Annotated in this window: 25 protein-coding genes and 1 riboswitch; of the genes, 12 read left to right on the top strand and 13 right to left on the bottom strand. The window is 68.0% G+C overall.

What is annotated here, in order from left to right; translation table 11 throughout:
- The first annotated feature begins 48 nt into the window (after positions 1-48).
- Complete coding sequence (locus CJ010_RS03965; protein WP_141016841.1) at positions 49-1,161, top strand: alpha-hydroxy acid oxidase; 1,113 nt, start codon at positions 49-51, stop codon at positions 1,159-1,161.
- 18 nt (positions 1,162-1,179) lie between these two features.
- Positions 1,180-1,863: a Fe2+-dependent dioxygenase gene (locus CJ010_RS03960; protein ID WP_141016840.1), complete on the top strand. Its 684-nt coding sequence runs from the start codon at positions 1,180-1,182 to the stop codon at positions 1,861-1,863.
- A gap of 43 nt (positions 1,864-1,906) precedes the next feature.
- Here the strand turns inward: CJ010_RS03960 and CJ010_RS03955 are convergent, their stop codons facing one another.
- Positions 1,907-2,200 carry a hypothetical protein gene (locus CJ010_RS03955; protein ID WP_141016839.1) on the bottom strand — a complete coding sequence of 98 codons (294 nt, stop codon included), beginning with the start codon at positions 2,198-2,200 and terminating at the stop codon, positions 1,907-1,909.
- Positions 2,197-2,784, bottom strand: a complete 588-nt coding sequence (rpsD, locus tag CJ010_RS03950; protein ID WP_240794490.1) for a 30S ribosomal protein S4 — start codon at positions 2,782-2,784, stop codon at positions 2,197-2,199. The genes CJ010_RS03955 and rpsD overlap by 4 nt, the downstream gene beginning before the upstream one ends.
- Positions 2,785-3,229: 445 nt before the next feature.
- Between rpsD and feoB the strand changes: the two genes are divergently transcribed.
- Both feoB and CJ010_RS03940 read left to right on the top strand, forming a co-directional pair.
- A complete protein-coding gene (gene feoB / locus CJ010_RS03945; protein WP_141016837.1) occupies positions 3,230-5,185 on the top strand; it encodes a ferrous iron transport protein B in 1,956 nt (651 codons plus the stop codon).
- Between the two features lie 10 nt (positions 5,186-5,195).
- Positions 5,196-5,456: a ferrous iron transport protein A gene (locus CJ010_RS03940; protein ID WP_141016836.1), complete on the top strand. Its 261-nt coding sequence runs from the start codon at positions 5,196-5,198 to the stop codon at positions 5,454-5,456.
- Between the two features lie 9 nt (positions 5,457-5,465).
- Here the strand turns inward: CJ010_RS03940 and CJ010_RS03935 are convergent, their stop codons facing one another.
- On the bottom strand, positions 5,466-6,344 hold the full coding sequence (locus tag CJ010_RS03935) for a helix-turn-helix transcriptional regulator (RefSeq protein WP_205754891.1): 879 nt from the start codon (positions 6,342-6,344) through the stop codon (positions 5,466-5,468).
- A gap of 146 nt (positions 6,345-6,490) precedes the next feature.
- On the opposite strand from CJ010_RS03935, the gene CJ010_RS03930 reads away from it, so the two are divergent.
- Positions 6,491-7,921 (top strand): MFS transporter, encoded by a 1,431-nt coding sequence (locus tag CJ010_RS03930; RefSeq protein WP_141016834.1) that lies wholly within the window; start codon positions 6,491-6,493, stop codon positions 7,919-7,921.
- Positions 7,922-7,935: 14 nt separating this feature from the next.
- Here the strand turns inward: CJ010_RS03930 and CJ010_RS03925 are convergent, their stop codons facing one another.
- Both CJ010_RS03925 and CJ010_RS03920 read right to left on the bottom strand, forming a co-directional pair.
- A complete protein-coding gene (locus CJ010_RS03925) occupies positions 7,936-8,262 on the bottom strand; it encodes an AzlD domain-containing protein (RefSeq protein WP_141016833.1) in 327 nt (108 codons plus the stop codon).
- Positions 8,259-8,969, bottom strand: coding sequence for an AzlC family ABC transporter permease (locus CJ010_RS03920; RefSeq protein ID WP_141016832.1), 711 nt, complete (start codon positions 8,967-8,969; stop codon positions 8,259-8,261). The genes CJ010_RS03925 and CJ010_RS03920 overlap by 4 nt, the downstream gene beginning before the upstream one ends.
- 182 nt (positions 8,970-9,151) lie before the next feature.
- On the opposite strand from CJ010_RS03920, the gene ruvA reads away from it, so the two are divergent.
- The 5 genes from ruvA (at position 9,152) to CJ010_RS03895 (ending at position 12,495) form a co-directional block, all read left to right on the top strand.
- Entirely contained in the window at positions 9,152-9,751 is a 600-nt protein-coding gene (gene ruvA / locus CJ010_RS03915) for a Holliday junction branch migration protein RuvA (RefSeq protein WP_141016831.1), read from the top strand.
- Between the two features lie 55 nt (positions 9,752-9,806).
- Positions 9,807-10,865: a Holliday junction branch migration DNA helicase RuvB gene (gene ruvB, locus CJ010_RS03910; protein WP_141016830.1), complete on the top strand. Its 1,059-nt coding sequence runs from the start codon at positions 9,807-9,809 to the stop codon at positions 10,863-10,865.
- A gap of 6 nt (positions 10,866-10,871) precedes the next feature.
- Positions 10,872-11,102, top strand: a complete 231-nt coding sequence (locus CJ010_RS03905) for a hypothetical protein (RefSeq protein WP_141016829.1) — start codon at positions 10,872-10,874, stop codon at positions 11,100-11,102.
- Positions 11,102-11,491, top strand: coding sequence for a hypothetical protein (locus CJ010_RS03900; RefSeq protein WP_141016828.1), 390 nt, complete (start codon positions 11,102-11,104; stop codon positions 11,489-11,491). The genes CJ010_RS03905 and CJ010_RS03900 overlap by 1 nt, the downstream gene beginning before the upstream one ends.
- A gap of 194 nt (positions 11,492-11,685) precedes the next feature.
- The gene (locus CJ010_RS03895; RefSeq protein ID WP_141016827.1) at positions 11,686-12,495 is read left to right on the top strand and encodes an NF038132 family protein; all 810 of its coding nucleotides are present in this window, start codon (positions 11,686-11,688) and stop codon (positions 12,493-12,495) included.
- Positions 12,496-12,614: 119 nt separating this feature from the next.
- On the opposite strand, the gene CJ010_RS03890 is transcribed toward CJ010_RS03895, so the two are convergent.
- The 5 genes from CJ010_RS03890 to dapF form a co-directional block, all read right to left on the bottom strand.
- Positions 12,615-13,805 (bottom strand): class I SAM-dependent rRNA methyltransferase, encoded by a 1,191-nt coding sequence (locus CJ010_RS03890; RefSeq protein ID WP_141016826.1) that lies wholly within the window; start codon positions 13,803-13,805, stop codon positions 12,615-12,617.
- A gap of 77 nt (positions 13,806-13,882) precedes the next feature.
- Positions 13,883-14,386 (bottom strand): hypothetical protein, encoded by a 504-nt coding sequence (locus tag CJ010_RS03885; RefSeq protein ID WP_205754890.1) that lies wholly within the window; start codon positions 14,384-14,386, stop codon positions 13,883-13,885.
- Between the two features lie 147 nt (positions 14,387-14,533).
- The gene (gene xerC, locus CJ010_RS03880) at positions 14,534-15,427 is read right to left on the bottom strand and encodes a tyrosine recombinase XerC (protein ID WP_141016825.1); all 894 of its coding nucleotides are present in this window, start codon (positions 15,425-15,427) and stop codon (positions 14,534-14,536) included.
- Complete coding sequence (locus CJ010_RS03875; RefSeq protein WP_141016824.1) at positions 15,424-16,077, bottom strand: DUF484 family protein; 654 nt, start codon at positions 16,075-16,077, stop codon at positions 15,424-15,426. The genes xerC and CJ010_RS03875 overlap by 4 nt, the downstream gene beginning before the upstream one ends.
- 52 nt (positions 16,078-16,129) lie before the next feature.
- Positions 16,130-16,963: a diaminopimelate epimerase gene (gene dapF, locus CJ010_RS03870; RefSeq protein ID WP_141016823.1), complete on the bottom strand. Its 834-nt coding sequence runs from the start codon at positions 16,961-16,963 to the stop codon at positions 16,130-16,132.
- Positions 16,964-17,139: 176 nt separating this feature from the next.
- Here dapF and CJ010_RS03865 point away from each other — a divergent pair, with 176 nt between their 5' ends.
- Positions 17,140-17,442: a hypothetical protein gene (locus CJ010_RS03865; RefSeq protein ID WP_240794489.1), complete on the top strand. Its 303-nt coding sequence runs from the start codon at positions 17,140-17,142 to the stop codon at positions 17,440-17,442.
- Here CJ010_RS03865 and CJ010_RS03860 read toward each other — a convergent pair.
- Positions 17,436-18,308, bottom strand: a complete 873-nt coding sequence (locus CJ010_RS03860; RefSeq protein WP_141016822.1) for a lysophospholipid acyltransferase family protein — start codon at positions 18,306-18,308, stop codon at positions 17,436-17,438. The two genes, CJ010_RS03865 and CJ010_RS03860, sit on opposite strands and share 7 nt — an antisense overlap.
- Positions 18,305-19,168: a lysophospholipid acyltransferase family protein gene (locus tag CJ010_RS03855; protein WP_141016821.1), complete on the bottom strand. Its 864-nt coding sequence runs from the start codon at positions 19,166-19,168 to the stop codon at positions 18,305-18,307. Before CJ010_RS03855 ends, CJ010_RS03860 begins: the two co-directional genes overlap by 4 nt.
- 239 nt (positions 19,169-19,407) lie before the next feature.
- On the opposite strand from CJ010_RS03855, the gene metK reads away from it, so the two are divergent.
- Complete coding sequence (metK, locus tag CJ010_RS03850; protein WP_141016820.1) at positions 19,408-20,574, top strand: methionine adenosyltransferase; 1,167 nt, start codon at positions 19,408-19,410, stop codon at positions 20,572-20,574.
- A 53-nt stretch (positions 20,575-20,627) separates the two neighbouring features.
- On the opposite strand, the gene CJ010_RS03845 is transcribed toward metK, so the two are convergent.
- Positions 20,628-21,194 carry a hypothetical protein gene (locus tag CJ010_RS03845; RefSeq protein WP_141016819.1) on the bottom strand — a complete coding sequence of 189 codons (567 nt, stop codon included), beginning with the start codon at positions 21,192-21,194 and terminating at the stop codon, positions 20,628-20,630.
- Between the two features lie 133 nt (positions 21,195-21,327).
- A riboswitch (S-adenosyl-L-homocysteine riboswitch) is annotated at positions 21,328-21,391 on the top strand.
- The last annotated feature ends 7 nt before the right edge of the window (positions 21,392-21,398 follow it).

Below are 21,398 nucleotides of genomic sequence, written 5' to 3'. Positions count from 1 at the left end.
ACAAGAGGCCGGGCACGCGTACCCGGCCTCTTGCATTGGATGCATGCGATGAATGCCACCCCTCAGGCCCGGTCCGCGGCCAACCGGATTCCCACCGATATCCATTGCGCGCAGGACTACGAGGCGCGCGCCCGCGAGGCGATCGCCTGGCCGAGCCACGAATACATCGCCGGCGGCAGCGGCAGCGAAGCGACGCTGCGCGCCAATCTCGCTGCCTTTGCGCATCACAGCATCCTGCCGCGCCTGCTGCGCGACACCACCGCCGGCCACACCCGCGTCGAGCTGCTTGGCCGCAGCCTTCCCCATCCTGTCCTGCTCGCGCCCGTCGCCTTCCAGAAACTCGCCCATCCAGCCGGTGAAGTGGAAACGGCCCGCGGCGCAGCCGCCATGGACGCCTGCATGGTGTGCAGCACGCTGTCGTCCTGCAGCCTGGAAGACGTCGCCCACTCCGCCGGCCACGACAAGTGGTTCCAGCTCTATTTCCAGCCCGCGCGCGCAGCCACGCTGGATCTCGTGCGGCGGGCGGAAGCGGCGGGCTACACCGCCCTCGTCGTCACCCTCGACGCATCTATCCAGGCGCCGAGCATCCGCTCGCTGCGCGCCGGCTTCCAGATGCCGCCCGACGTGCGGCCGGTCAATCTGGCGGCCTACCCGGTGCCGCCGCAAGTCAGCCTGGAACCGGGGCAGAGCATCATCTTCCAGGGCATGATGACCGAGGCGCCTACCTGGAAGGATCTCGCCTGGCTGATCGAGCACAGCACGCTCCCGGTCATCGTCAAGGGGGTACTGCACCCGGACGACGCGCTGGCCCTGCGCGCGCTCGGCGTGGCCGCGCAGATCGTCTCCAACCACGGCGGCCGCAGCCTCGACGGCGTCCCCGCCAGCCTGCGCGCGCTGCCGGCCATCCGCGCCGCGCTGGGCAATTCCTACCCGCTGCTGCTCGACAGCGGCATCCGCTCGGGCGGCGACATTTTCAAGGCGCTGGCGCTGGGCGCCGACGCAGTCCTGATCGGCCGCCTGCAGGTGCACGCGCTGAGCGTGGCGGGCGCACTCGGCGTGGCCCACATGATCAAGATGCTGCGCGAGGAGCTGGAGGTGTGCATGGCCCTGTCCGGTTGCCCCACGCTGGCCGATATCGGCCCCGAGATTCTTTTCGACTGACCCGTCAGGGAAACGAACATGTTGATTCCGATCGAGAACGTCCTCAGCAAGGACGAAGTCAGGCAGTTCAGGGCCCGCCTCGACGCGGCCGCGTGGCAGGATGGCCTCGCCACCGCCGGCAGCCTCGCCCGCCAGGTCAAGCGCAACCAGCAGCTGGACGATGCCTCGGACACCGCCGTCGCGCTCGGCAACCACATCCTGCGCAGGCTCGGCAGCCATCCCGAATTCATCTCCGCGGCGCTGCCCAACCGCATCTATCCGCCGAAATTCAATCGCTACCGCGACGGCGGCACCTACGGCGTGCACGTGGACAGCGCGCTGATGCAGGTCGGCGGCACCAACATCACGGTGCGCACCGACCTGTCCGCCACCCTGTTCCTGTCCGAACCCGATGAATACGACGGCGGCGAGCTGCAGATCGAAGGCCCCTTCGGCGTGCAGGCGGTCAAGCTCGAAGCCGGCGACATGGTGCTCTATCCGTCGAGCAGCCTGCACCAGGTCACCCCGGTGACGCGCGGCGCACGCATCGCCTCCTTCTTCTGGATCCAGAGCATGGTGCAGGGCGAAGGCGATCGCACCCTGCTCTACGATCTCGACCAGGCCATCCAGGAGCTGACCCCGCGTTGCGCGCCCGACGACGATCAGCTGCTCCGGCTCACCGGCGTCTACCACAACCTGCTGCGGCGCTGGGCCGCGACCTGAGGCAGGGGGGGCGGTGCTGCCGCCCGGGTCACGCCGGCGCGAATCAGGACACGCGCCGTCCGGGCACGCAGCCGTTGTCGTCGCTCAGCAAGGCATATGCTCGCCATTCGTCGACCAGCCCGTCGGCGCAATCGCGGATGCAAGCGGCGATACGCGGATCTTCGCCAACGATGCGCAAATGGTCGACGATGGCCTGGGCGATCGCCGGCGTGCGCCGGGCCGGAAAGCGGGACAACAGGTAGAGCAAGGCGGCCAGCGCCAGATCCGGCCGCGACTCGTACTCGGGACCGGGCACCGCCGGCGCCGCCGTACCGCAGCAAGCGCGGCCGCCGCTCATATCCGCACCGCGTAGTATTCGACCACGTGCTGCACCTCGATCGGGAACGGTACCTCATCGCCGCCCGGCAGGCGCGTCACCGTGGCGGTAACGGTCGTCGGGTCGAAACTCAGCCATTCCGGGCGCGTCAGCGACGGCTCGGTAAGCGATTCGACCGCGATCGGAATCCTGCGACCCTTTTCGGTCAGGGTGACGGTGTCACCCGGCTGGACGCGGATCGACGGGATATTCACCGCCCGCCCGTTCACCAGCACATGCTTGTGGCGCACCAGTTGGCGCGCGGCCACAGTGGTGGGCGCGAAACCGGCACGGAAGACGAAGTTGTCCAGCCGCCGTTCGAGCAGTTCAAGCAGCTTCTCGCCGGTCGGCGCCTTCGACATCTTGGCTTCCCTGAACAGCCGCTGGATCTGACCCTCGGACAGGCCATAGTTGAAGCGCAGCTTCTGCTTCTCGATCAGCTTGACGCCAAAGTCCGACTTGCGCCTGGTCTTCTGGCCGTGCTGGCCGGGCGGGTAGTTGCGCTCGCCGATCGGCTTGCGCGACAGGCCCGGCAGCTCGACACCGAGCGCGCGCAGGACTTTCAATCGTGGTCCGGTGTAACGCGACACACTGTTCTCCTTGTCTCTATTGCTGGGGGATGGGGCGCGCACATGGCCTTCGCCAGGTGCGCAAACAGGATCACCGACGCGCCCTCGAAGTCGGCCAGCATGCCTCGCAGGGCACGCCTGCGCCCCGCCTGCAGCACAGCGGCGCAGCCCGCAGCGGCCGCCGGCCGCTGCGGAAACCGGGCACGGCGCCCCGCATCACGGGAATGCCCGGAAGCCGGAACAGCGTTCTGCGCAGCAAGGTATGGCATGGCCTGACTCTTTAACGCGAATGCTTCTCAATATCGTACAGCGCGAGAGAATGGTCAAGCCCCTTGTCGGCACTCCGACAATCGGACGTGCAATTGATCGAAACCTACGTATTGAGATGCTTTATCATTCTCAAAACCAAACTGTCCATGCGCCGTCATCCGAGCCGTACACCATGACCCTAGCCGCCACCGCGGACTCCGCTGCCCGCACCTTCGCCCTCGTCGGCCACCCCAACGTCGGTAAATCGGTGCTGTTCCACCGCCTCACCGGGACCTACGTCAACGTGTCGAACTACCCCGGCACCACGGTCGAAGTAGCCCGTGCGGCCCCGCGCTTCGACCGCGACGCCTCCCTGCTCGACACGCCGGGCGTACTCGCCCTGCCCTCGCGCAGCGACGACGAGCGCGCCACCATGCGCGCGCTGCTGCATGAAGACATGCGTACGCTGATCCAGGTCGGCGACGCCAAGAACCTGCGGCGCACGCTCAACCTCACCGCGCTGCTGGCCGAACTCGGCGTGCCCATGGTGATGGCTTTGAACATGACCGACGAAGCCAGCGCGCGCGGCGTCAGCGTCGACACCGCTGCGCTGGCCGAAGCCCTGGGTGTGCCGGTGGTAGCGACAGTGGCGACCGGCGGCGAAGGCATCGCTCCGCTCACGGATGCGCTTGCCGGCGCGGCCACGCCTGCCCCGTTGCTGCGCTACGACGCCGAAACCGAAACGGCAATCGAACACATCGCCAGCCTGATCGCTGCCCACGCCCCGCATCCGCGGCTGGCCGCGCGCGGCCTCGCCATCCTGCTGCTCGGCCACGACAGCGAAGTGGCGCGCTGGGTGGACGAACACGGCGGCGCTCACGCCGCCGCCATCCACGACACGCTCAAGGCGGTCGCCACCACCGGCAAGGAGCCGCTCGCCGCGCGCCTCGCCCGCGAACGTGGCCGCGCCGCCGAAGCACTGGCGCGCACTGTCAGCAGTCAGGCCGCCGGCAAGGAGCGCACGCTGTCGCTGCTGGTCGGCCAGCTCGCGGTGCATCCGGTGTGGGGCTGGCCCATGCTGTTCGGCGTGCTGTTCGTGGTCTATCTCTTCGTCGGCGACTTCGGCGCCGGTACCCTGGTCGGCCTGCTGGAAGAGGACTTCTTCGGCGGCGTGCTCAACCCGGCCTTCACCGACTTCGTCCAGCGCCACATCACCGTCCCCTGGCTCGCCGACCTGCTGGTGGGCGAGTACGGCCTGTGGACCATGGGCATGACCTACGCGCTGGCGCTGATCCTGCCCATCGTCACCACCTTCTTCCTCGCCTTCGGCGTGCTGGAGGATTCCGGCTACTTCTCGCGCCTGTCGGTGATCGCCAACCGCAGCTTCGCCGCCATCGGCCTGAACGGCCGCGCGGTGCTGCCGATGGTGCTCGGCCTGGGCTGCGTCACCATGGCGACGCTCACCACCCGCATCCTGCACACCCCGCGCGAGCGCCTCATCACCACCTTCCTGATGGCGCTGGCGATTCCCTGCTCGGCCCAGCTCGGCGTAGTGCTCGGCCTGCTCGGCGGCCTGTCGCTCGGCGCGCTAACGATATGGGGTGTGAGCATCGCCTGCGTACTGCTGTTCACCGGCTGGCTCGCCGGCAAGCTGGTGAAGGGGCGACGCATCCCGCTCGTGACCGAACTGCCGCCCATGCGCCTGCCGGTGCTCGGCAACGTGCTGAAGAAAACCGGCGGGCGGCTGAAGTGGTACCTGATCGAGGTCATCCCGCTGTTCCTGATCGGCACCTTCCTGATGTTCATGCTCGATCGCCTCGGCGTGCTGCCCTGGATCATCAAGGCCGGCGAACCGCTGGTCACCGGCTGGCTGGGCCTGCCGCCGGAGGCGAGCGCCGCCTTCGTGATGGGCTTCCTGCGGCGCGACTTCGGCGCGACCGGCCTGTTCGCGCTGAGCCACGAACTCAACATGGTGCAGGCGGTGGTCGGGATGGTGACCATCACCCTGTTCGTGCCCTGCATCGCCAGCGTGATGATGATCGTCAAGGAGCAGGGGCTGCGCACGGCGGCGCTGATGCTGGCCATGATCATGCCCACCGCCTTCCTGATCGGCGGCATCCTCAACCACATCCTGCGACTGTTCTTCTGAGGCACCCGCGATGAACGCCACTGCCAGCGCGCAAGCGCACGAACGCATCCGCCTCACCGGCACGCCCATCGGTTGCCAGGTCCGCATCGCCGACTTCGGCGACGACATCGATCCGCTGCAGCGCGAACAGCTCCACGCCTACGGCCTGTCGGCGCCGCACACCGTCACCGTGCTGCAGCAGCAGCCGATGACGGTGGTGCTGTGCGATCACGTCGAACTCGCGCTGGAGCACGACGTCGCCCGCCACGTCTGGGTCGAAACCGGGCACTGATCCCGCGCTTCAGCCCGCGTGCGCCGGCGGACACTCCAGCCCGTCGGCGCCCGCGCCCGCCAGCGGCACGTAGACCAGCAGCCGCTCGCCGTTGCGCGGCGCCGACCACCAGTTCATCTGCTGCAGCGCCACGACGCTGCCATCCGCGCGGCGAAAGCGCTTGAGCTGGTTCTCCACGTTGCTGACCTCGTAACGCTGCCAGGTCGCGCGGAATTCCGCGGAAACCGACAGGTAGCGCTGCAGATCCGCATTCCAGGCCGGATCGTCCAGATGGTCGGCCATGGCCGCGCGGAAGGCCGCGACCAGATGCGGCATCGACGTGTCCCAGTCGGCGAGGCGCGCACGCCAGGCGGGACGGGTGAAGGCGAGATAGATGCAGTTGCGGTCGCCTTCGGGAATGGTGGCGAGATCGATCCCGATCAGCCGGCAGTAAGCGGCATTGAAGCCGAGGATGTCGAAGCGGGCGCTCTGGATCACCGCCGGGAACGGCTCCAGCCGGTCGAGGATGGCCTGGCTGGCGGCGGACAGCCGCGTGCACTCGCGGCCCTTGGCCGGCGCCTGGGCCACCCCGGCGAGCGACAGCAGGTGGCGGGTTTCCGTCTCGCTGCACTGCAGGGCCTCGGCGATGGCGTGCAGCACCTGGGCGGAGGGATTGACCGGCCTGCCCTGCTCGAGCCAGGTGTACCAGGACGCGCTGACGTTGGCGAGTTGCGCGACCTCCTCCCGCCGCAGCCCGGGCGTGCGGCGACGGCCACCACGTGGCAGGCCGATGCGGGCGGGGTCCAGGTTTTCGCGGCGGGCGCGCAGGAAGGCACCCAGCTCGCGATTGCGCGGAGCGATGTCCGCGACGGCGGACGCGGTGTTCGGCAGCGGCGTTACAGGGCTCATGGCGCTGGGCTCGGCAAACGTGGGCCGGATGCGGACCGGCCAGGGTGGTGGCGCCAATCCTAGGATGGACGAAGACTGGTACCAGTTTACTGCAACACGCATACTCGGCGCACCTCCACCCGCACAGCCATGCCGAGATCCGCATCATGCGCCACGCCACGCCCCCCGCCACACGTCCCCGCCTGGACGCCGCCGGCCTTGCGGTACTGCTCTGCGGGCAATTGCTGCCGCAGATCGACTTCACCATCGTCAATGTCGCCCTCGACGCGATTTCCCGTTCGCTGCACGCCGATGCCACCGGGCTCGAACTCATCATCGCCGCCTACGGCCTCGCCTTCGCGGTCTGCCTGGCGATGGGCGGGCGCCTCGGCGACAAGCTCGGCCGCCGCCGCGTCTTCGAATGGGGCGTGGCACTGTTCTTCGTGTCTTCCCTGCTGTGTGGGCTGGCCACCGCGGTGTGGCAGATGCTGGCGGCGCGGGTGCTGCAGGGCGTGGCCGCGGCGCTGATCGTGCCGCAGATCCTGGCGACGATACACGTCACGCTGGAGGGGCATGCGCACTCGCGCGCCCTCGGTGTGTACGGCGCGATCGGCGGGCTGTCCTTCATCGTCGGCCAGGTGTTCGGCGGCTTCCTGATCTCCGCCGACATCGCCGGCCTGGGCTGGCGCAGCGTGTTCCTGATCAACCTGCCGCTCTGCGTCGGCGTGCTCGCCTGCAGCCGGCGCTGGGTGCCGGAGACTCGCCGCGAAGGCGACGTGGCCATTGACTGGGCCGGCACGGTGCTGCTCGCCGGCCTCGTCGTCTGCCTGCTGTCGGCGCTGGCCTTCGGCCCGATCTCGCACTGGGCTTGGCCGTGGCCGGCGCTGCTCGCCGCCGTACCAATGCTGCTGGCGGCGCTGTGGCGCGTCGAACTGGCGCAGGAGCGGCGCGGTGCCCAGCCGCTGCTGCCGCCCAGTTTGCTGCGCCTGCCCAGCGTGCGTTTCGGGCTGCTGGTCGCCATCCTGTTCTTCGCCTGTTGGAGCGGCTTCATGTTCGCGGTGGCGCTGACGCTGCAGAGCGGCGCCGGCCTGACGCCCTTCCAGTCGGGCAATGCCTTCATCGCGCTGGGCGCGTCGTATTTCGTGTCGTCGCTGCTGAGCAGCCGGGTAGCCGCCCGCCTCGGCCAGGTGCCCGCGCTGGTGCTCGGCTGCATCATCCAGATGAGCGGCCTGCTAGCGCTGATGCTGACCTTCGAGCTGGTATGGCCGCGGCCGGACATGCTCACGCTGATGCCGGCGACGGTGCTGATCGGCTTCGGCCAGGCCTTCATCGTCAGCAGCTTCTTCCGCATTGGCCTGTCCGACGTGCCGGCCGAGCAGGCGGGCGCCGGCGCCGGGATGTTGTCCACCGTGCAGCAGGCGGCCTTCGGCCTGGGCGTGACGCTGATCGGCGCGGTCTTCGCCCAGGTGATCCACCATGGCGGCGACTACCGCGCGGCCGTGCTGGCCGCACTGGGCACCGAATTCTGCGTGATGCTGCTGTTGCTGGCCGGCGCGGTCGTGTTCCACGGCCGGCGACGGCGCCTGTGCCCGGGCTGAGCACGGTGCCGGCGCTACCCGCCCAGGCCGCGGCGCAACAACAGCAGCACCGCCATGCCGCAGATGAAGGGCAGCCAGGGGTTGCGCCAGCGCAACACCACGGTCACTACCACCAGTGCAGCCGCCACCTTGGGATTGAAGAAAGACAGCTCGCCGCCGTCGAGCAGGATGTCCGGCATCACCAGCCCGGACAACGCCGCCGCCGGCGCATAGCGCAACACCCGTTGCACCGCCGGCGGCAGGCGGGCGCGCTCGCCGAGCAGGATGAAGCTGCCGCGGGTCGCGATCGTGGTCATGCCGATCAGGAAGAAGCTGAGCCACAGCCACACGTCGCCGTTCATCGCTCCGCCCTCCCCGCACGCTGCAGCAGGTGTTCGGCAAGGAAGCCGGCGCCGATACCGACCACGATCCCGGCGATCAGCCCCAGCCGCAGCGGCAGGCCGCGCAACAGTACGGTCGCAATGCCGCCGGCCAGCGCCGCCACCAGCATCGGCCGGGTGCGGCTCATCGGCACCATCATCACCAGCAGCGCGATCGTCGCCATGAACTCCAGCGACCAGCCCTGCGGCACCGCGCCGGCGCCGAGCACGCCGGCCAGGGTGAAGAGTTGCCACAGCACCCACACCCACAGCGAGGGCGCGAGGTAATAGCCCCAGCGCCAGTGCGGATCGTCCGCCTTCACCATGCGCTCGGCGCACATCGCGAACACGCCGTCGACCAGCAGATAGCTCGACGCCAGCCGGCGCGCCAACGGGTAGTCGTGGAAAGCCGGCGCGATCGCCGCGCTGAAAATGACGAAGCGCAGATTGAGCGCCAGCGCGGTGAGCACGATCAGCCACAGCGGCGCGCCGGCGGCGAGCAGCGGCAGGGTGCCAAGCTGGGCGGTACCGGCATAGACGATGAGGTTCATGCCCATCGCCTGCAGCGGCGACATGCCGGTCGACACCATGGCAATGCCGCTGACCATGGCCCAGGGCAGCAGCCCGACCGACATCGGCATGAAGTCGCGCAGCCCTTCGCGGGCGCCGCGGCGAAATGCAGAATTCATCTGGAGGCGCAAAAACCCGGAGCTTAGCAGGCCGTCACGCCACCGCCATGTACGCTTTCGCCGCATTCCACCGTCACACTGCCGGCGCAACGCATGTCGCGGCCCACCCGGCCAGCCGGTACACTGCAGGCCTTCGCCCAACCCGGCGGCGCCCGCTGCGCCGTACCTGCCTGGACTTTTCGATGATCGGACGCATCACCGGCCTGCTGCTGGAAAAGAACCCGCCCCAGATCCTGGTCGACGCCCACGGCGTCGGCTACGAACTCGAAGTGCCGATGAGCACCTTCTACGGCCTGCCCGCCACAGGCACCCAGGTCAGCCTGCACACCCACCTCGCCATCCGCGAGGACGGCCACTTCCTCTACGGCTTCGCCACCGACGAGGAGCGCACCGCCTTCCGCCAGTTGCTCAAGGTCTCCGGCATCGGCGCACGCACCGCGCTGGCGGTGCTGTCCGGCCTGTCGGTGTCCGACCTCGCCCAGGCGGTGGCGCTGCAGGAGGCCGGCCGGCTGGTGAAGATCCCGGGCATCGGCAAGAAGACCGCCGAGCGCCTGCTGCTGGAACTGCGCGACAAGCTCGGCAAGGCGCTGCCGCAGATCGCCGGTGCGCGCCTGGCGGCCGTTACCGGCGGCGCGCCGGACGCGAAGAGTGACATCCTCAACGCGCTGCTCGCGCTCGGCTACAACGAGAAGGAAGCGCTCGGCGCGATGAAGGGGCTGGCCGAGGACGCCGGCGTATCCGACGGCATCCGCCAGGCCTTGAAGCTGCTGTCCAAGGCCTGAACAAAACCCCAGTGACGCCCACCCCAGCGGACGACGGAGCGGCTAAACTCTCGCCATGATCGAAACCGACAAACTCCGCGCCGCCGCGCCCGAACGCCTGATCTCGCCGCAACCCGCCGACCGCCAGGAAGACGCGGTCGAGCGCGCGCTGCGGCCCAAGCGCCTGGCCGAGTACGTCGGCCAGGCCAAGATCCGCGAGCAGCTGGAAATCTTCATCCACGCCGCCAGGAAGCGCAGCGAAGCGCTCGACCACGTGCTGCTGTTCGGCCCGCCCGGCCTGGGCAAGACCACGCTGGCGCACATCGTCGCCGCAGAAATGGGGGTAAACCTGCGCCAGACCTCCGGCCCGGTGCTGGAGCGCGCCGGCGACCTCGCCGCGCTGCTGACCAACCTCGAACCGCACGACGTCCTCTTCATCGACGAGATCCACCGCCTGTCGCCGGTGGTGGAGGAAATCCTCTACCCGGCGCTGGAAGACTTCCAGATCGACATCATGATCGGCGAAGGCCCGGCCGCGCGCTCGGTGAAGCTCGACCTGCCGCCCTTCACCCTGGTCGGCGCCACCACCCGTGCCGGCATGCTCACCAACCCGCTGCGCGACCGCTTCGGCATCGTGTCGCGGCTGGAGTTCTACACCCCGGACGAGCTCGGCTTCATCGTCAGCCGCTCGGCGCGCCTGCTCAATGTCGAGATCGACGACGACGGCGCGCTCGAGATCGCCCGTCGCGCCCGCGGCACACCGCGCATCGCCAACCGCCTGCTGCGCCGGGTGCGCGACTACGCCGAGGTCAAGGCTGGCGGCGACATCACCCGCACGGTGGCGGATGCCGCGCTGCGCATGCTGGACGTCGACAGCCTCGGCCTGGACCTGATGGACCGCAAGATGCTCTCGGCGATGCTGGAAAAATTCGGGGGCGGCCCGGTCGGGCTGGACAACCTCGCCGCCGCGATCGGCGAATCCACCGACACCATCGAGGACGTCATCGAGCCCTACCTCATCCAGCAGGGCTATCTGCAGCGTACCCCGCGCGGCCGCATCGCGACCCATTCGATCTGGCAGCACTTCGGGCTGGCGCCGCCGCGCCCGGGCGGCACCGACCTTTTCGGACAGTAAGCCGGCATGGCGATCGCGCTGCTGCTCGGACTGATCATCCTTGCGGTGGTCGTAACCCTGGTACTGCGAGCACGCGCTGGACGCTCGCCGGCGCGACGCTCGCATGACCACGACGGCGGCAGCACGAGTTCAAGCAGCAGCGACGGCAGCAGCTATTGCACCGACGGCCCGGGCGGCCACGACGGCGCCTGCAGCGACAGCGGTGGGGGTGGCGACGGCGGTGGAGGCGGCGACTGATGCGCAGTGCCCAGGTGCTGATGTTCAGCCTGTGCGTGTTCGGCGGGCTGTTCCTGCTGACCCAGGCGCCCAGCTTCTTCATGCCCGACCGCTGGGATCCGGCCATCGGCCGGCAATTCGACGCCACCGCCTCGCGCCTGCTCGGCGCCGCCCTGCTCGCCATCGCCTGGCTCGGCGGCGGCTACCTGCGCCGCCATTACTACAGCGAGATCCGCCGCTTGCCCGGCCCCGGCGAACAGCGCCGCTATTTCGCGGTGCTGCTGATCGCGCTCGCCCTGCTCACCGCCGCCGTCAACCGCGCCGAACCCAGCCCGAACCCGGACTACCGCCCGCCGGCGACCCAGCAATACCAGGCCGACCGTGACGCTGTGCCGCATTCAGGCGATTGAGTACGCGCTAACATATGCTCAACGCAAGCTGCTACGCAGCATTTGTCGGATTCTTTTTCAGTCTCGTAATACGGCGTTCGAGCAAAAATCACAACGCGTTGTTTTTGTCGAAAACAGAAACGGGCCTATTCATTGCGTTTATACGCGATTCCCGTCACCACTTTTCCAGACGAGCGATGAACAAGGGGTTGCTCATGTCTCACAAGAACTGGTTTTCCTCCGCATCGGCCGCACGCCTTAGTCTGGCCGCAGCCATGGCACTGTGTTTTTCCACGATGGTCTCCGCGGCGCCCACGGCGTTCGACGACGGCATCCCGAACGGCTGGACGGGCACCGGCAGCTACGGCACGTCGGGTGCCGACGGCGTGGTGACCGCCTCGCCCGAGGGTGGCGCCTATGGTTGGGTGTCGACGAATGGCGGCGTCGACGACACCGCCCTGCCCGGCATCGGCAGCGCCAACGGCTCCCTGCTCCGAAGCAGCGTCTTCTCTGCCAGCGCGGGTGACAGCCTCGACTTCTGGTTCAACTACATTACTTCCGACGGCGGCGATTTCACCGACTACGCCTGGGCACGCCTTCTCAGCCCCGATCTCACCCAGGTCGCCATACTGTTTACCGCCCGCACTGCACCTTCCGGAAACATAGTGCCCGGCTTCGACCTGCCGGGCATCGAGGCAGACATCGATCCACCGGTCGTGACCATCATCGGCGGCGATCCGTACTGGTCGCCCCTCGGAAGCGATTCCGGCAAATGCTTTGACGTTGGCTGCGGTTACACCGGCTGGATCAATTCGAAGTACACCATCGCCAATGGCGGCAACTACATCCTCGAGTTCGGCGTTGCAAACTGGGGCGACGACAGCTACCAGTCGGGGCTCGCATTCGACGGCATTACCGTTGGCGGCAAACCGATCGACAACCCGATCCCCGAGCCCGCCTCGCTCGCACTGGTGGGCCTCGGTCTTGCCGGCCTCACCTGGCGACGCCAGCGCTTGGCAACCTGATCGCACGGCGTGCTCCAAGTAGCGCCTGGAGCGCATCGTCCCATAAGCTCGGGCCAAGCAGGTGGAACAGCCCGCTTGGCCCGATGCATTCAAACCGGCTGCGGATTTCGGCCTGGCAGTCAATCCCCGATCTGCACGGCAAGGCCCTTGAGGTACTCGCCCTCCGGCACCGCAAGGCCGACCGGATGGTCAGGCGCTGCTGACAGCCGATGCAGGATGCGCGCATCGACGCCGGCATCCGAGGCCGCGCCGGCGACGATCTTCTGGAACAACTCCAGGCCGATGCCGCCGGAGCAGGAATAGGTCATCAGGATGCCACCCGGCGCCAGCAGCCGGAAGCCGAACAGGTTGATGTCCTTGTAGGCACGCGCGGCGCGGTCGGCATGCGCGGCCGAGGGCGCGAACTTGGGCGGATCGAGCACGATCAGGTCGAAACTGCGGCCCTCGGTACGCAGGCTGCGCAGCGCCTCGAACACATCGTCTTCCCACCAGTCGGCGCGGCCGGCGTCGAGCTGCGGGTTGAGCGCGAGATTGCGCGCCGCGGTCGCCAGCGCCGGGCCGGAAGAGTCAATCGACAACACGCTCTCGGCGCCCCCCGCCAGCGCCTGCAGCGAAAATCCGCCGGTGTAGCAGAAGCAGTTGAGTACCCGCCGGCCCTGCGCCAGCATGCCGGTGAGCTTGCGGTTGTCGCGCTGGTCAAGATAGAAACCCGTCTTGTGGCCACCGACCACATCGACCTCCATGCGCACACCGTGTTCGACGATCTGCAGCTGCGCGGGCAGCTCGCCATGCGCGCAGCCGGTTCGCGCCTCCAGGCCTTCCAGCCCGCGGACGTCGGAATCGGAACGCTCGTACACCGCGACGCAGCCGGTCGCCTGGACCAGGCCGGCGACGATGGCCTCGCGCCACTTGTCGGCGCCGGCGCTGGTGAGCTGCACGACGACGACCTCGCCGTAGCGGTCGGCGATGACGCCGGGCAGGCCGTCGGATTCACCGTGGATCAAGCGCACGCCGTCCTGCCCGGCCAGCAGCGGATGGCTACCACGACGAGCCACGGACGCCGCCACACGGCGCTTGAAGAAGGCGTGGTCTATCACCGTATCGCCATCGAAACACCACATGCGGGCCCGGATCTGCGACACCGGCGACCAGGCCGCGCGACCGAGCATGCGACCGTCGGCCGCCAGTACATCGACGGTATCGCCCGGGCGGGCGCGACCCTCCAGGCGGTCGACCGAGCCGGCGAAAATCCACGGATGGCGGCGCAGGAGCGAACGCTCCTTGCCGGGATGAAGGTACAGGCGTGCCATGGGGATCGAAACGGACAGTGGGCGCCCAGTTTAGCTGCAGGCTTCCGGCCGGGCCAGCCCGGGCGCCGCGCGCGGGCTCAGGATTCGAGCAGGCGGCGGGCGCGGTCGGCGGTTTCGATCACGTCGGCGAGTTCGCGCGAACTCAGCACCGCGCCGAAGTGGCGCAGCGCCGCCGAAGTCACGTAAAGGTGGCCGTTATGACGCTTGTTGATCCAGCCGAGTTCGATCAGGCGCACGATCTTGCGCCGCACGGTTTCCCGCGGCAGGCCGGTCGCCGCCGCAATCGAATAGGCATTACAGGGCTTGAGCGGACAATTCGCGTCATCGCCCCGGCCCAGCTCCTCGCCCTTGCCGTTCTCGGTGGAGCCGATGTTGTGCAGCGCAATTTCACCAAGCAGGATGGGCAGGAGGATGTCGCGGTCGAATTCCTCGAACCAGCGCCTGAGATGACGAACCTCGTGCCGTGCCAGCAGCAGGGCGACACGCTTCAGAACGCGCTGCCTGTCATCCGCCTGGGAATCCTCGGATCCATGGCCTCCCTCGAGCACCGGATCCACCTGGGGAACGGATTCGTTTGACATATATATCCTGCGTAGCCGCCCGCGCTATGGTGCGCTGCGGGCTACAGAGCGATTGTTGTAGTGTTTCCGCCGAGGATAGCCGAAGCCTCGTCGAGGCCCACACTACTCGATACCCAAAGTGGGGACCGTGAAAATGCTTACGGCCGGCTACTTGCGAGCCCGCGGATGTGCGGCGTCGTAGACCTTGGCCAGGTGCTGGAAATCGAGATGGGTATACACCTGCGTGCTGCGGATGCTGGCGTGGCCGAGCATCTCCTGGACCGCGCGCAGATCGCCGCTGGACTGCAGGACGTGGCTGGCAAAGCTGTGCCGCAGCATGTGCGGATGGACATGCACGCCGAGACCGACCGCACGCGCGCGGCGGGCGAGGCGATCGCGGATCGCGCCGGGGCTCATGCGATCGCCGGTGCGCGTCACGAACAGCGCCGGCTGGTCGGCACCGGCGATCCCCGCCCGGACCGTGGCCCAGGCTTGCAGGGCGCCCCAGGCCTGGGCGCCGACCGGCACAGTCCGCGTCTTGCCGCGTTTGCCGGTGACGGTAATCATGCCCTCGGCCGGATCGAGACCGCCGCCGACCTCCAGCGCAGCCAGTTCGGCCAGCCGCAGACCGGACGAATAGAAGAGTTCGAACATCGCCAGGTCGCGCACCTCAAGCGCGCCCTCGGCGGGCGGATCGAGCAGCGCTTGCGCCTGATCGGGCGACAGGGCTCGCGGCAAGCGCTGCGGCGACTTCGGCGCACGGATGCCGTCGACCGGGTTGGCCGCCAGCCCGCGCTGACGCACCAGCCAGCGGAACAGGCCGCGCCAGCACGACAACACCCGCGCGATCGAGCGCCCCGACAGGCCTTCGCCATGCAGCCGGGCGACAAAGCGCCGGATATCGTGCGGATCGAGTTCGAGCAGGGGCCGGCCGGCGGCGAGTTGCTCCAGGCGCTGCAGGTCGCGCCGGTAGTTCTCCAGCGTCAGCACCGCAGCGCGCCGCTGAGTGGCGAGGTAGTCGAGATAGGCCGTCGGCAGGTCCGACAGGCCGGGGGCATTCAAGCCGGCTCGCCCTGCAGCGCCGCCGCAGTCAGTTCGGCGATGCGGCCGAGGTACAGGGTGCCCATTTCCGGGTAGAAGCGCTCGCCTTCCTCGCTACCGAGGGCAAGCAGGCCGAAGGCCCGGCCCTGGCGCCGCAGCGGCATCAGGGCCACCGAGCGCACGTGCGGCGCGGCCTCGCCGAACCAGCCGACGATCTCGATAGTGCCCGGCGCACCACAGTACGGATGACGCAACTCGGCGGCATACAGCCGCGCCGCCTCACTGACCTCGGCGTATTCCGGCTCGCTACGCGCGCCGGCGGCATCCCACAGCCGCAGCGCGACGTGCGGCACGGCGAAATCCTCCTGCAGACAGCTGTAGAGCGCGTGCCTCACCGCGTCGTAACTGGCGGCCGCCAGCAGCGCGACCGACAGCCGGTGCACCTTCTCGCTGATGTCGTCGTTCTCCTCGCCGAAGCGGATCAGTTCGGCGAGCTTCAGTTCAAGCTGGCGGATCTTGTCGCGCAAGGCGTGCAGCTGGCGCTCGGCCAGCGAGATCGCCTGCCCGCCGTGCTGCGGATGCGGCACCGTCAGTTGGGTGAACAGTTCGCCATGCTCGGCGAGAAAATCGGGATTGTCGCGCAGATAACGGGCAACGTCGTGGGCATTCATCCAGTTGGCTCCAGGCGGCCGGCGTCAAGGGCGCGACCGCAAACGATAGCAATCAGGCGAGTTCGATCTCGCCTTCGAACACGGTCACCGCCGGACCGGTCATCAGCACCGCCGTGCCCGGCCCGCCCCAGGCAATCTCGAGTTCGCCGCCACGGGTTTCGACCCGCACCGGCGAGGTCAGCAGGCCGCGCAAGATACCGGCCACCACTGCGGCGCAAGCGCCGGTGCCGCAGGCCAGGGTTTCGCCTGCACCCCGTTCATAGACCCGCAAGCGCACGCGCTGCGCATCGACCACCTCCATGAAGCCTGCATTGACGCGCGCCGGGAAGCGCGGATGGCACTCGATCGCGGCGCCCTGGCTGAGCACCGGTGCCGACTCCACGTCGGCGACCACCTGCACCGCATGCGGGTTGCCCATCGACACTGCGGTGATGGCGACGGTGCTGCCCGCCACTTCCAGCGGCTGCACATAGGCGTCGGAATCCGACACGAAGGGCACCTTGGCCGGATCCAGCCCGGGTACGCCCATATCGACCGTCACGAGCCCGTCCTCGCGCAGCGCGGGGGTGATGATGCCGGAGCGGGTTTCGACGCGGATGCGGTCCTTCGCGGTCAGCGCCTTCTCGTGCACGAAGCGCACGAAGCACCGTGCGCCGTTGCCGCACTGCTCGACCTCGCCGCCGTCGGCGTTGAAGATCCGGTAACGGAAATCGACGTCGTCACGTCCCGCGGGCTCGACCACCAGCAACTGGTCGCAGCCGACGCCGAAGTGGCGGTCGGCAATGGCCTTGACGCGCTCCGGCGTCAGATCGACCGGATTGCGGGTGGCGTCGATGACGACGAAGTCGTTGCCGAGGCCGTGCATCTTGGTGAAACGGATACGCATGCGGAGAATCCGGATAAAGATGGGCGGTGCGCCCGAACATGGCGTCTGCCGACGCCGGAATTGCGCGGAGCTGCGGAGCGGAAACCTGCGGGACAAGACGCCGCGCACTTGCCGGCGGAATTCTCGCGCAGCAGCCGTCCAGCGTCCACCGCAATGGTCATGCGAAAATCCTGCCGATGAAAACCGAACCAACGCCCCACCCGACCGATTCGCCTCCAGCCGCGGCGCAAGGGTCCGCCCGCATCCTGCTGCCGCTGAGCGCCTGGCTGCTCGGCCTGCCCGGTCTGGTGTGCCTGGCCGCCGGCATTGCCCTCGTAGCGGGCGATTTCGGCGGAATCCACCCCATCCTGGCCGAGCCTGGCACCGGCCTCGCACTCATCGTATCCGCCATCGCCCTGCTCGGCAGTGCCGCGTTTCCGGTCGCGCTGGCGCATCTCGCGCGGCGCGATGCCGCCGCGCGCGACAGCGCTCCTCAGTAGAAACGCGCCTCGCCCGGCGGGCGGGTCTTGAAACGGCGGTGCACCCAGTAGTACTGCTCCGGCATGGTCCGCACCGTCGCCTCTATCCAGGCATTCATGCGCGCGGTATCGGCTTCGACATCCTCGCTCGGAAAATCCGTCCAGGGTTCGCCGATTTCCACCCGGTAGCCCTGCCCGCCGGGCAGCACGCGCGTCGCGCAGGGCAGAACGACCGCACCAGCCAGCCGCGACAGCCGCGACAGCCCGGTGATGGTGGCGGCCGGCACGCCGAAGAAGGGCACGAAGATCGCGTCCTTGCGGCCGTAATCCATGTCGGGCAGGTAGTAGAAAGGCCGACCGGCCTTCATCGCCTTGATCGTGCCGCGCACGCCGTCCTGGCGCGACAGCAGCAACTGGTCGCCAAAGCGACTGCGTCCGTGGTAAAGCCAGCGATCGAACACCTTGTTCTTCTGCCGCGCATAGATGCTCACCACGTCCGCCTCCATGGTCAATCGCGTGCCGCCCATGTCCAGACCGACGAAATGGGGTGCCAGCAGGATCACCGGCCTACCGGCCGCCTGCAGGGCACGCAGACGCTCGCCGCCCTCGATCTTGACGATGCGCCGCAGGCGCTCGCGACTGGCCCACCATACCAGGCCGCGCTCGAGAAAACTGCGACCCGCCACACGGAAATGCGCGCGCGCCAGACGGCCACGTTGCGCCACGCTGAGCTCCGGAAAGCAGAGCCGAAGATTGGTCGCCACCACCCGCCGGCGCGGCACCGCGACGACGTAGAGCAGAAGTCCGAAGGCCTCGCCCAGCGGCGCCAGCACCGACAGCGGCAGCCAGTGCAGCAACCAGAAGATCGCAATCGCCAGCCTGCTCATGCAGCCGCCTGCTCGGGCGCCCGCCCGCCCTTCGGCCGCTTGTAGCGGTGATAGCCCCACAGGTATTGCGCCGGGCACTGCAGGATCAGGCGCTGGATCTCGCGGTTGATGGTGGCGCAACGCGCTTCGAGTTCGCCTTCAAGCGGCTCGGTCGGCGGGAACATCCGGAACACGTAGCCTTCGCCGCGCGGCAGGCGTTCCGCCCAGCAATAGATCACATGCACGCCCTTCACCTCCGCCAGGCGCGCACCCAGCGTCATCGTCCATGCAGGACGACCGAAGAAGGGCACCCAGATGCCCTCGCCGGCGGCCGGCACCTGATCGGGCAGCATGCCAACCGCCTCGCGGTTGCGCAGGGTCTTCACCAACGACCGCACGCCCGAGAGATCGGCCGGAGCAATGCGCATGCTGCCGCGCGCACGCCCGGCTTCCATCAGCGGCTGCAATGCCGCCTTGCGTGGCGGACGGTAGAGCACGGTGATCGGGGCATGGGCGGCATAGCACGGCGCGGTGATTTCGAAGCAACCGAGATGCGGCGTGAAGAACAGGATGCCGGCCCCGGCGCGATGCGCGGCCTCGACCAGTTCCCAGCCTTCCACGCGCACCACCTTGGCGACCACTTCTTCGACCGGCCTCAGCCACAGCCAGGGCAGCTCCAGCGCCTGCTTGCCGGCTTCCGCCACCGCAGCGTGCAGCAACCGGCGGTCGCTGCGGCCGGTGGCGAGTTCGAGATTGTGCCGCAAACGCCGCCGGTATCCGGGTGCGCACAGGTAGACGAGCCAGCCCATCCAGCCGCCGATGCGGTGCAGCCAGGACAGCGGAAGGCGGGCGAGGAGTTTGAAGAGATAGGTGGCGAACACGTTTTGGCAGCTTGGTATCCGGTTTGCACCCCGCGTTTGACGCGAAGCGACAGCAGCCTATAATTATCGCTTAGCCGCCGAGTTAATTCGACAACTTGCAGGGCGGTCGTCGTGTTCCCAGGATCACCCTGTTGCGAATCGGCCCAGAAATACTGCTAAAGCGTCGGCTGCTCGCCGAAATCCCCGGAGCTGGCCACGACGCCACAGAACCGGGGATTTTTGTTTTTGGAGCAGCACACATGGCAAACGAGTTTCTCTTCACCTCCGAATCGGTCTCCGAAGGCCATCCCGACAAGGTTGCCGACCAGATTTCCGACGGCGTGCTCGACGCCATCCTCGCCGAAGATCCTAAGGCCCGCGTCGCTTGCGAGACCTTGGTGTCCACCGGCCTGGTGGTGATCTCGGGTGAAATCACCACCTCCGCGCACCCCAACTACCGCGAGATCGCCCAGGACGTCGTCCGCCGCATCGGCTACGACAACTCCGACATCGGCTTCGACTACAAGTCGTGCGCAGTGCTGGCGGCGATCAACCGCCAGTCGTCCGACATCGCCCAGGGCGTCAATGAAGGGGAAGGCCTCGACCTCGACCAGGGCGCCGGCGACCAGGGCCTGATGTTCGGCTTCGCCACCAACGAAACCACCAGCCTGATGCCGCTGCCGATCTACTACGCGCACCGCATCATGCAGCGTCAGGCCGAGGTGCGTAAGGACGGCCGCCTGCCCTGGCTGCGCCCGGACGCCAAGAGCCAGCTCACGGTGAGGTACGTCGACGGCAAGCCGGTGGCGATCGACACGGTGGTGGTGTCCACCCAGCACAATCCGGAGGTTTCGCACGCGCAGATCTCGGAAGCGGTGATCGAGGAAATCATCAAGCCGGTGCTGCCCAAGGAGCTGATGCAGGGCGAGGTGCGCTACCTGATCAACCCGACCGGCCGCTTCGTCATCGGCGGCCCGCATGGCGACTGCGGCCTCACCGGACGCAAGATCATCGTCGACACCTACGGCGGCGCAGCCCACCACGGCGGCGGGGCCTTCTCCGGCAAGGATCCGTCCAAGGTCGACCGTTCGGCCGCCTACGCCGGCCGCTACGTTGCCAAGAACGTGGTCGCCGCCGGCCTGGCCGACAAGTGCGAGGTGCAGGTCGCCTACGCGATCGGCGTGGCCAAGCCGGTGTCGCTGATGGTGAACACCTTCGGCACCGGCAAGATCGCCGACGACAAGATCGTCGAGCTGATCCGCGCCCATTTCGACCTGCGCCCCAAGGCCATCATCCAGACTCTGGACCTGCTGCGCCCGATCTACTCGAAGACCGCCGCCTACGGCCACTTCGGCCGCGACGAACCGGAGTTCAGCTGGGAGCAGACCGACAAGGCGGCCGCGCTGCGCACCGACGCCGGGCTCTAAGCCGGGGCACCGCCGCATTGCGGGCGGCGGCAAGTCAACCGCCTGCAATGCTGCTACTGGAAGGTGGACATCCGCTCGCCGGCCCCCTGGAAGGGCCCGAGCGGATTGCGGCTGACGCCGACCTCGCGGATCGCGGGCTGCCCCGACCACTGCTTGAACACCACCTGATTGTCGACCAGCACGACCAGCGCATTGAAGCGCCAGCCGGTGGTGACCGTTTCACGGTGGAAGTTGAGAAAATCGCCCCAGAAGTTGCCGACGCGATTGCGTTTGATGCGGCTCTCCTCGAGCAGGTAGCCGATACACCGCTCCTGCGCCAGCACGCAGGTGCGTATCGCGGTCGGCACCTCGCCATTGGGAATCAGCCGATCGCCGGGCAGGACCGCATGCGCGATCTGCGAATAGTTGAGGATCTGCACATTGGGCGTCACGCCCGGATCGAAGCCGAGCTTGTGCACCGAATCACGATCCGAACTGCCCAGTTCGATGCTGTCGAAAGCGGCCTTCGCCTCGTCGAAACTCTTCCACGGCGACACCGTCTCCTGCTGCCCCTTCGGCAGCAGGGACGAGCAGCCGGCAAGCAGCAGGGTGAGGATTGCAAGCTGAACTCTCGGTCTCATCGCCAGCCCTCCCTTCGCGGCGATGCAGCGGGTCATCGCTCGTTTGCGCATTTGACCACCGTTGCCGTGCCTTGTTCGTGCGCTGATTCACGCAGGCGAGACGCACTTCGCCGCTGCGGCTATAATCCAGCACCACCGAGGAGCGCTGCGAGACATTCGTCCCAGGCTCGGTCTTTCCAGAACTGCGCTCACCTTAACCCGTGC

Source organism: Azoarcus sp. DD4 (genome assembly GCF_006496635.1).
Classification (GTDB): Bacteria; Pseudomonadota; Gammaproteobacteria; order Burkholderiales; family Rhodocyclaceae; genus Azoarcus.
The sequence above is the reverse complement of the archived record's forward strand: the minus strand, read 5'-3'. Positions and strand labels throughout refer to the sequence as shown.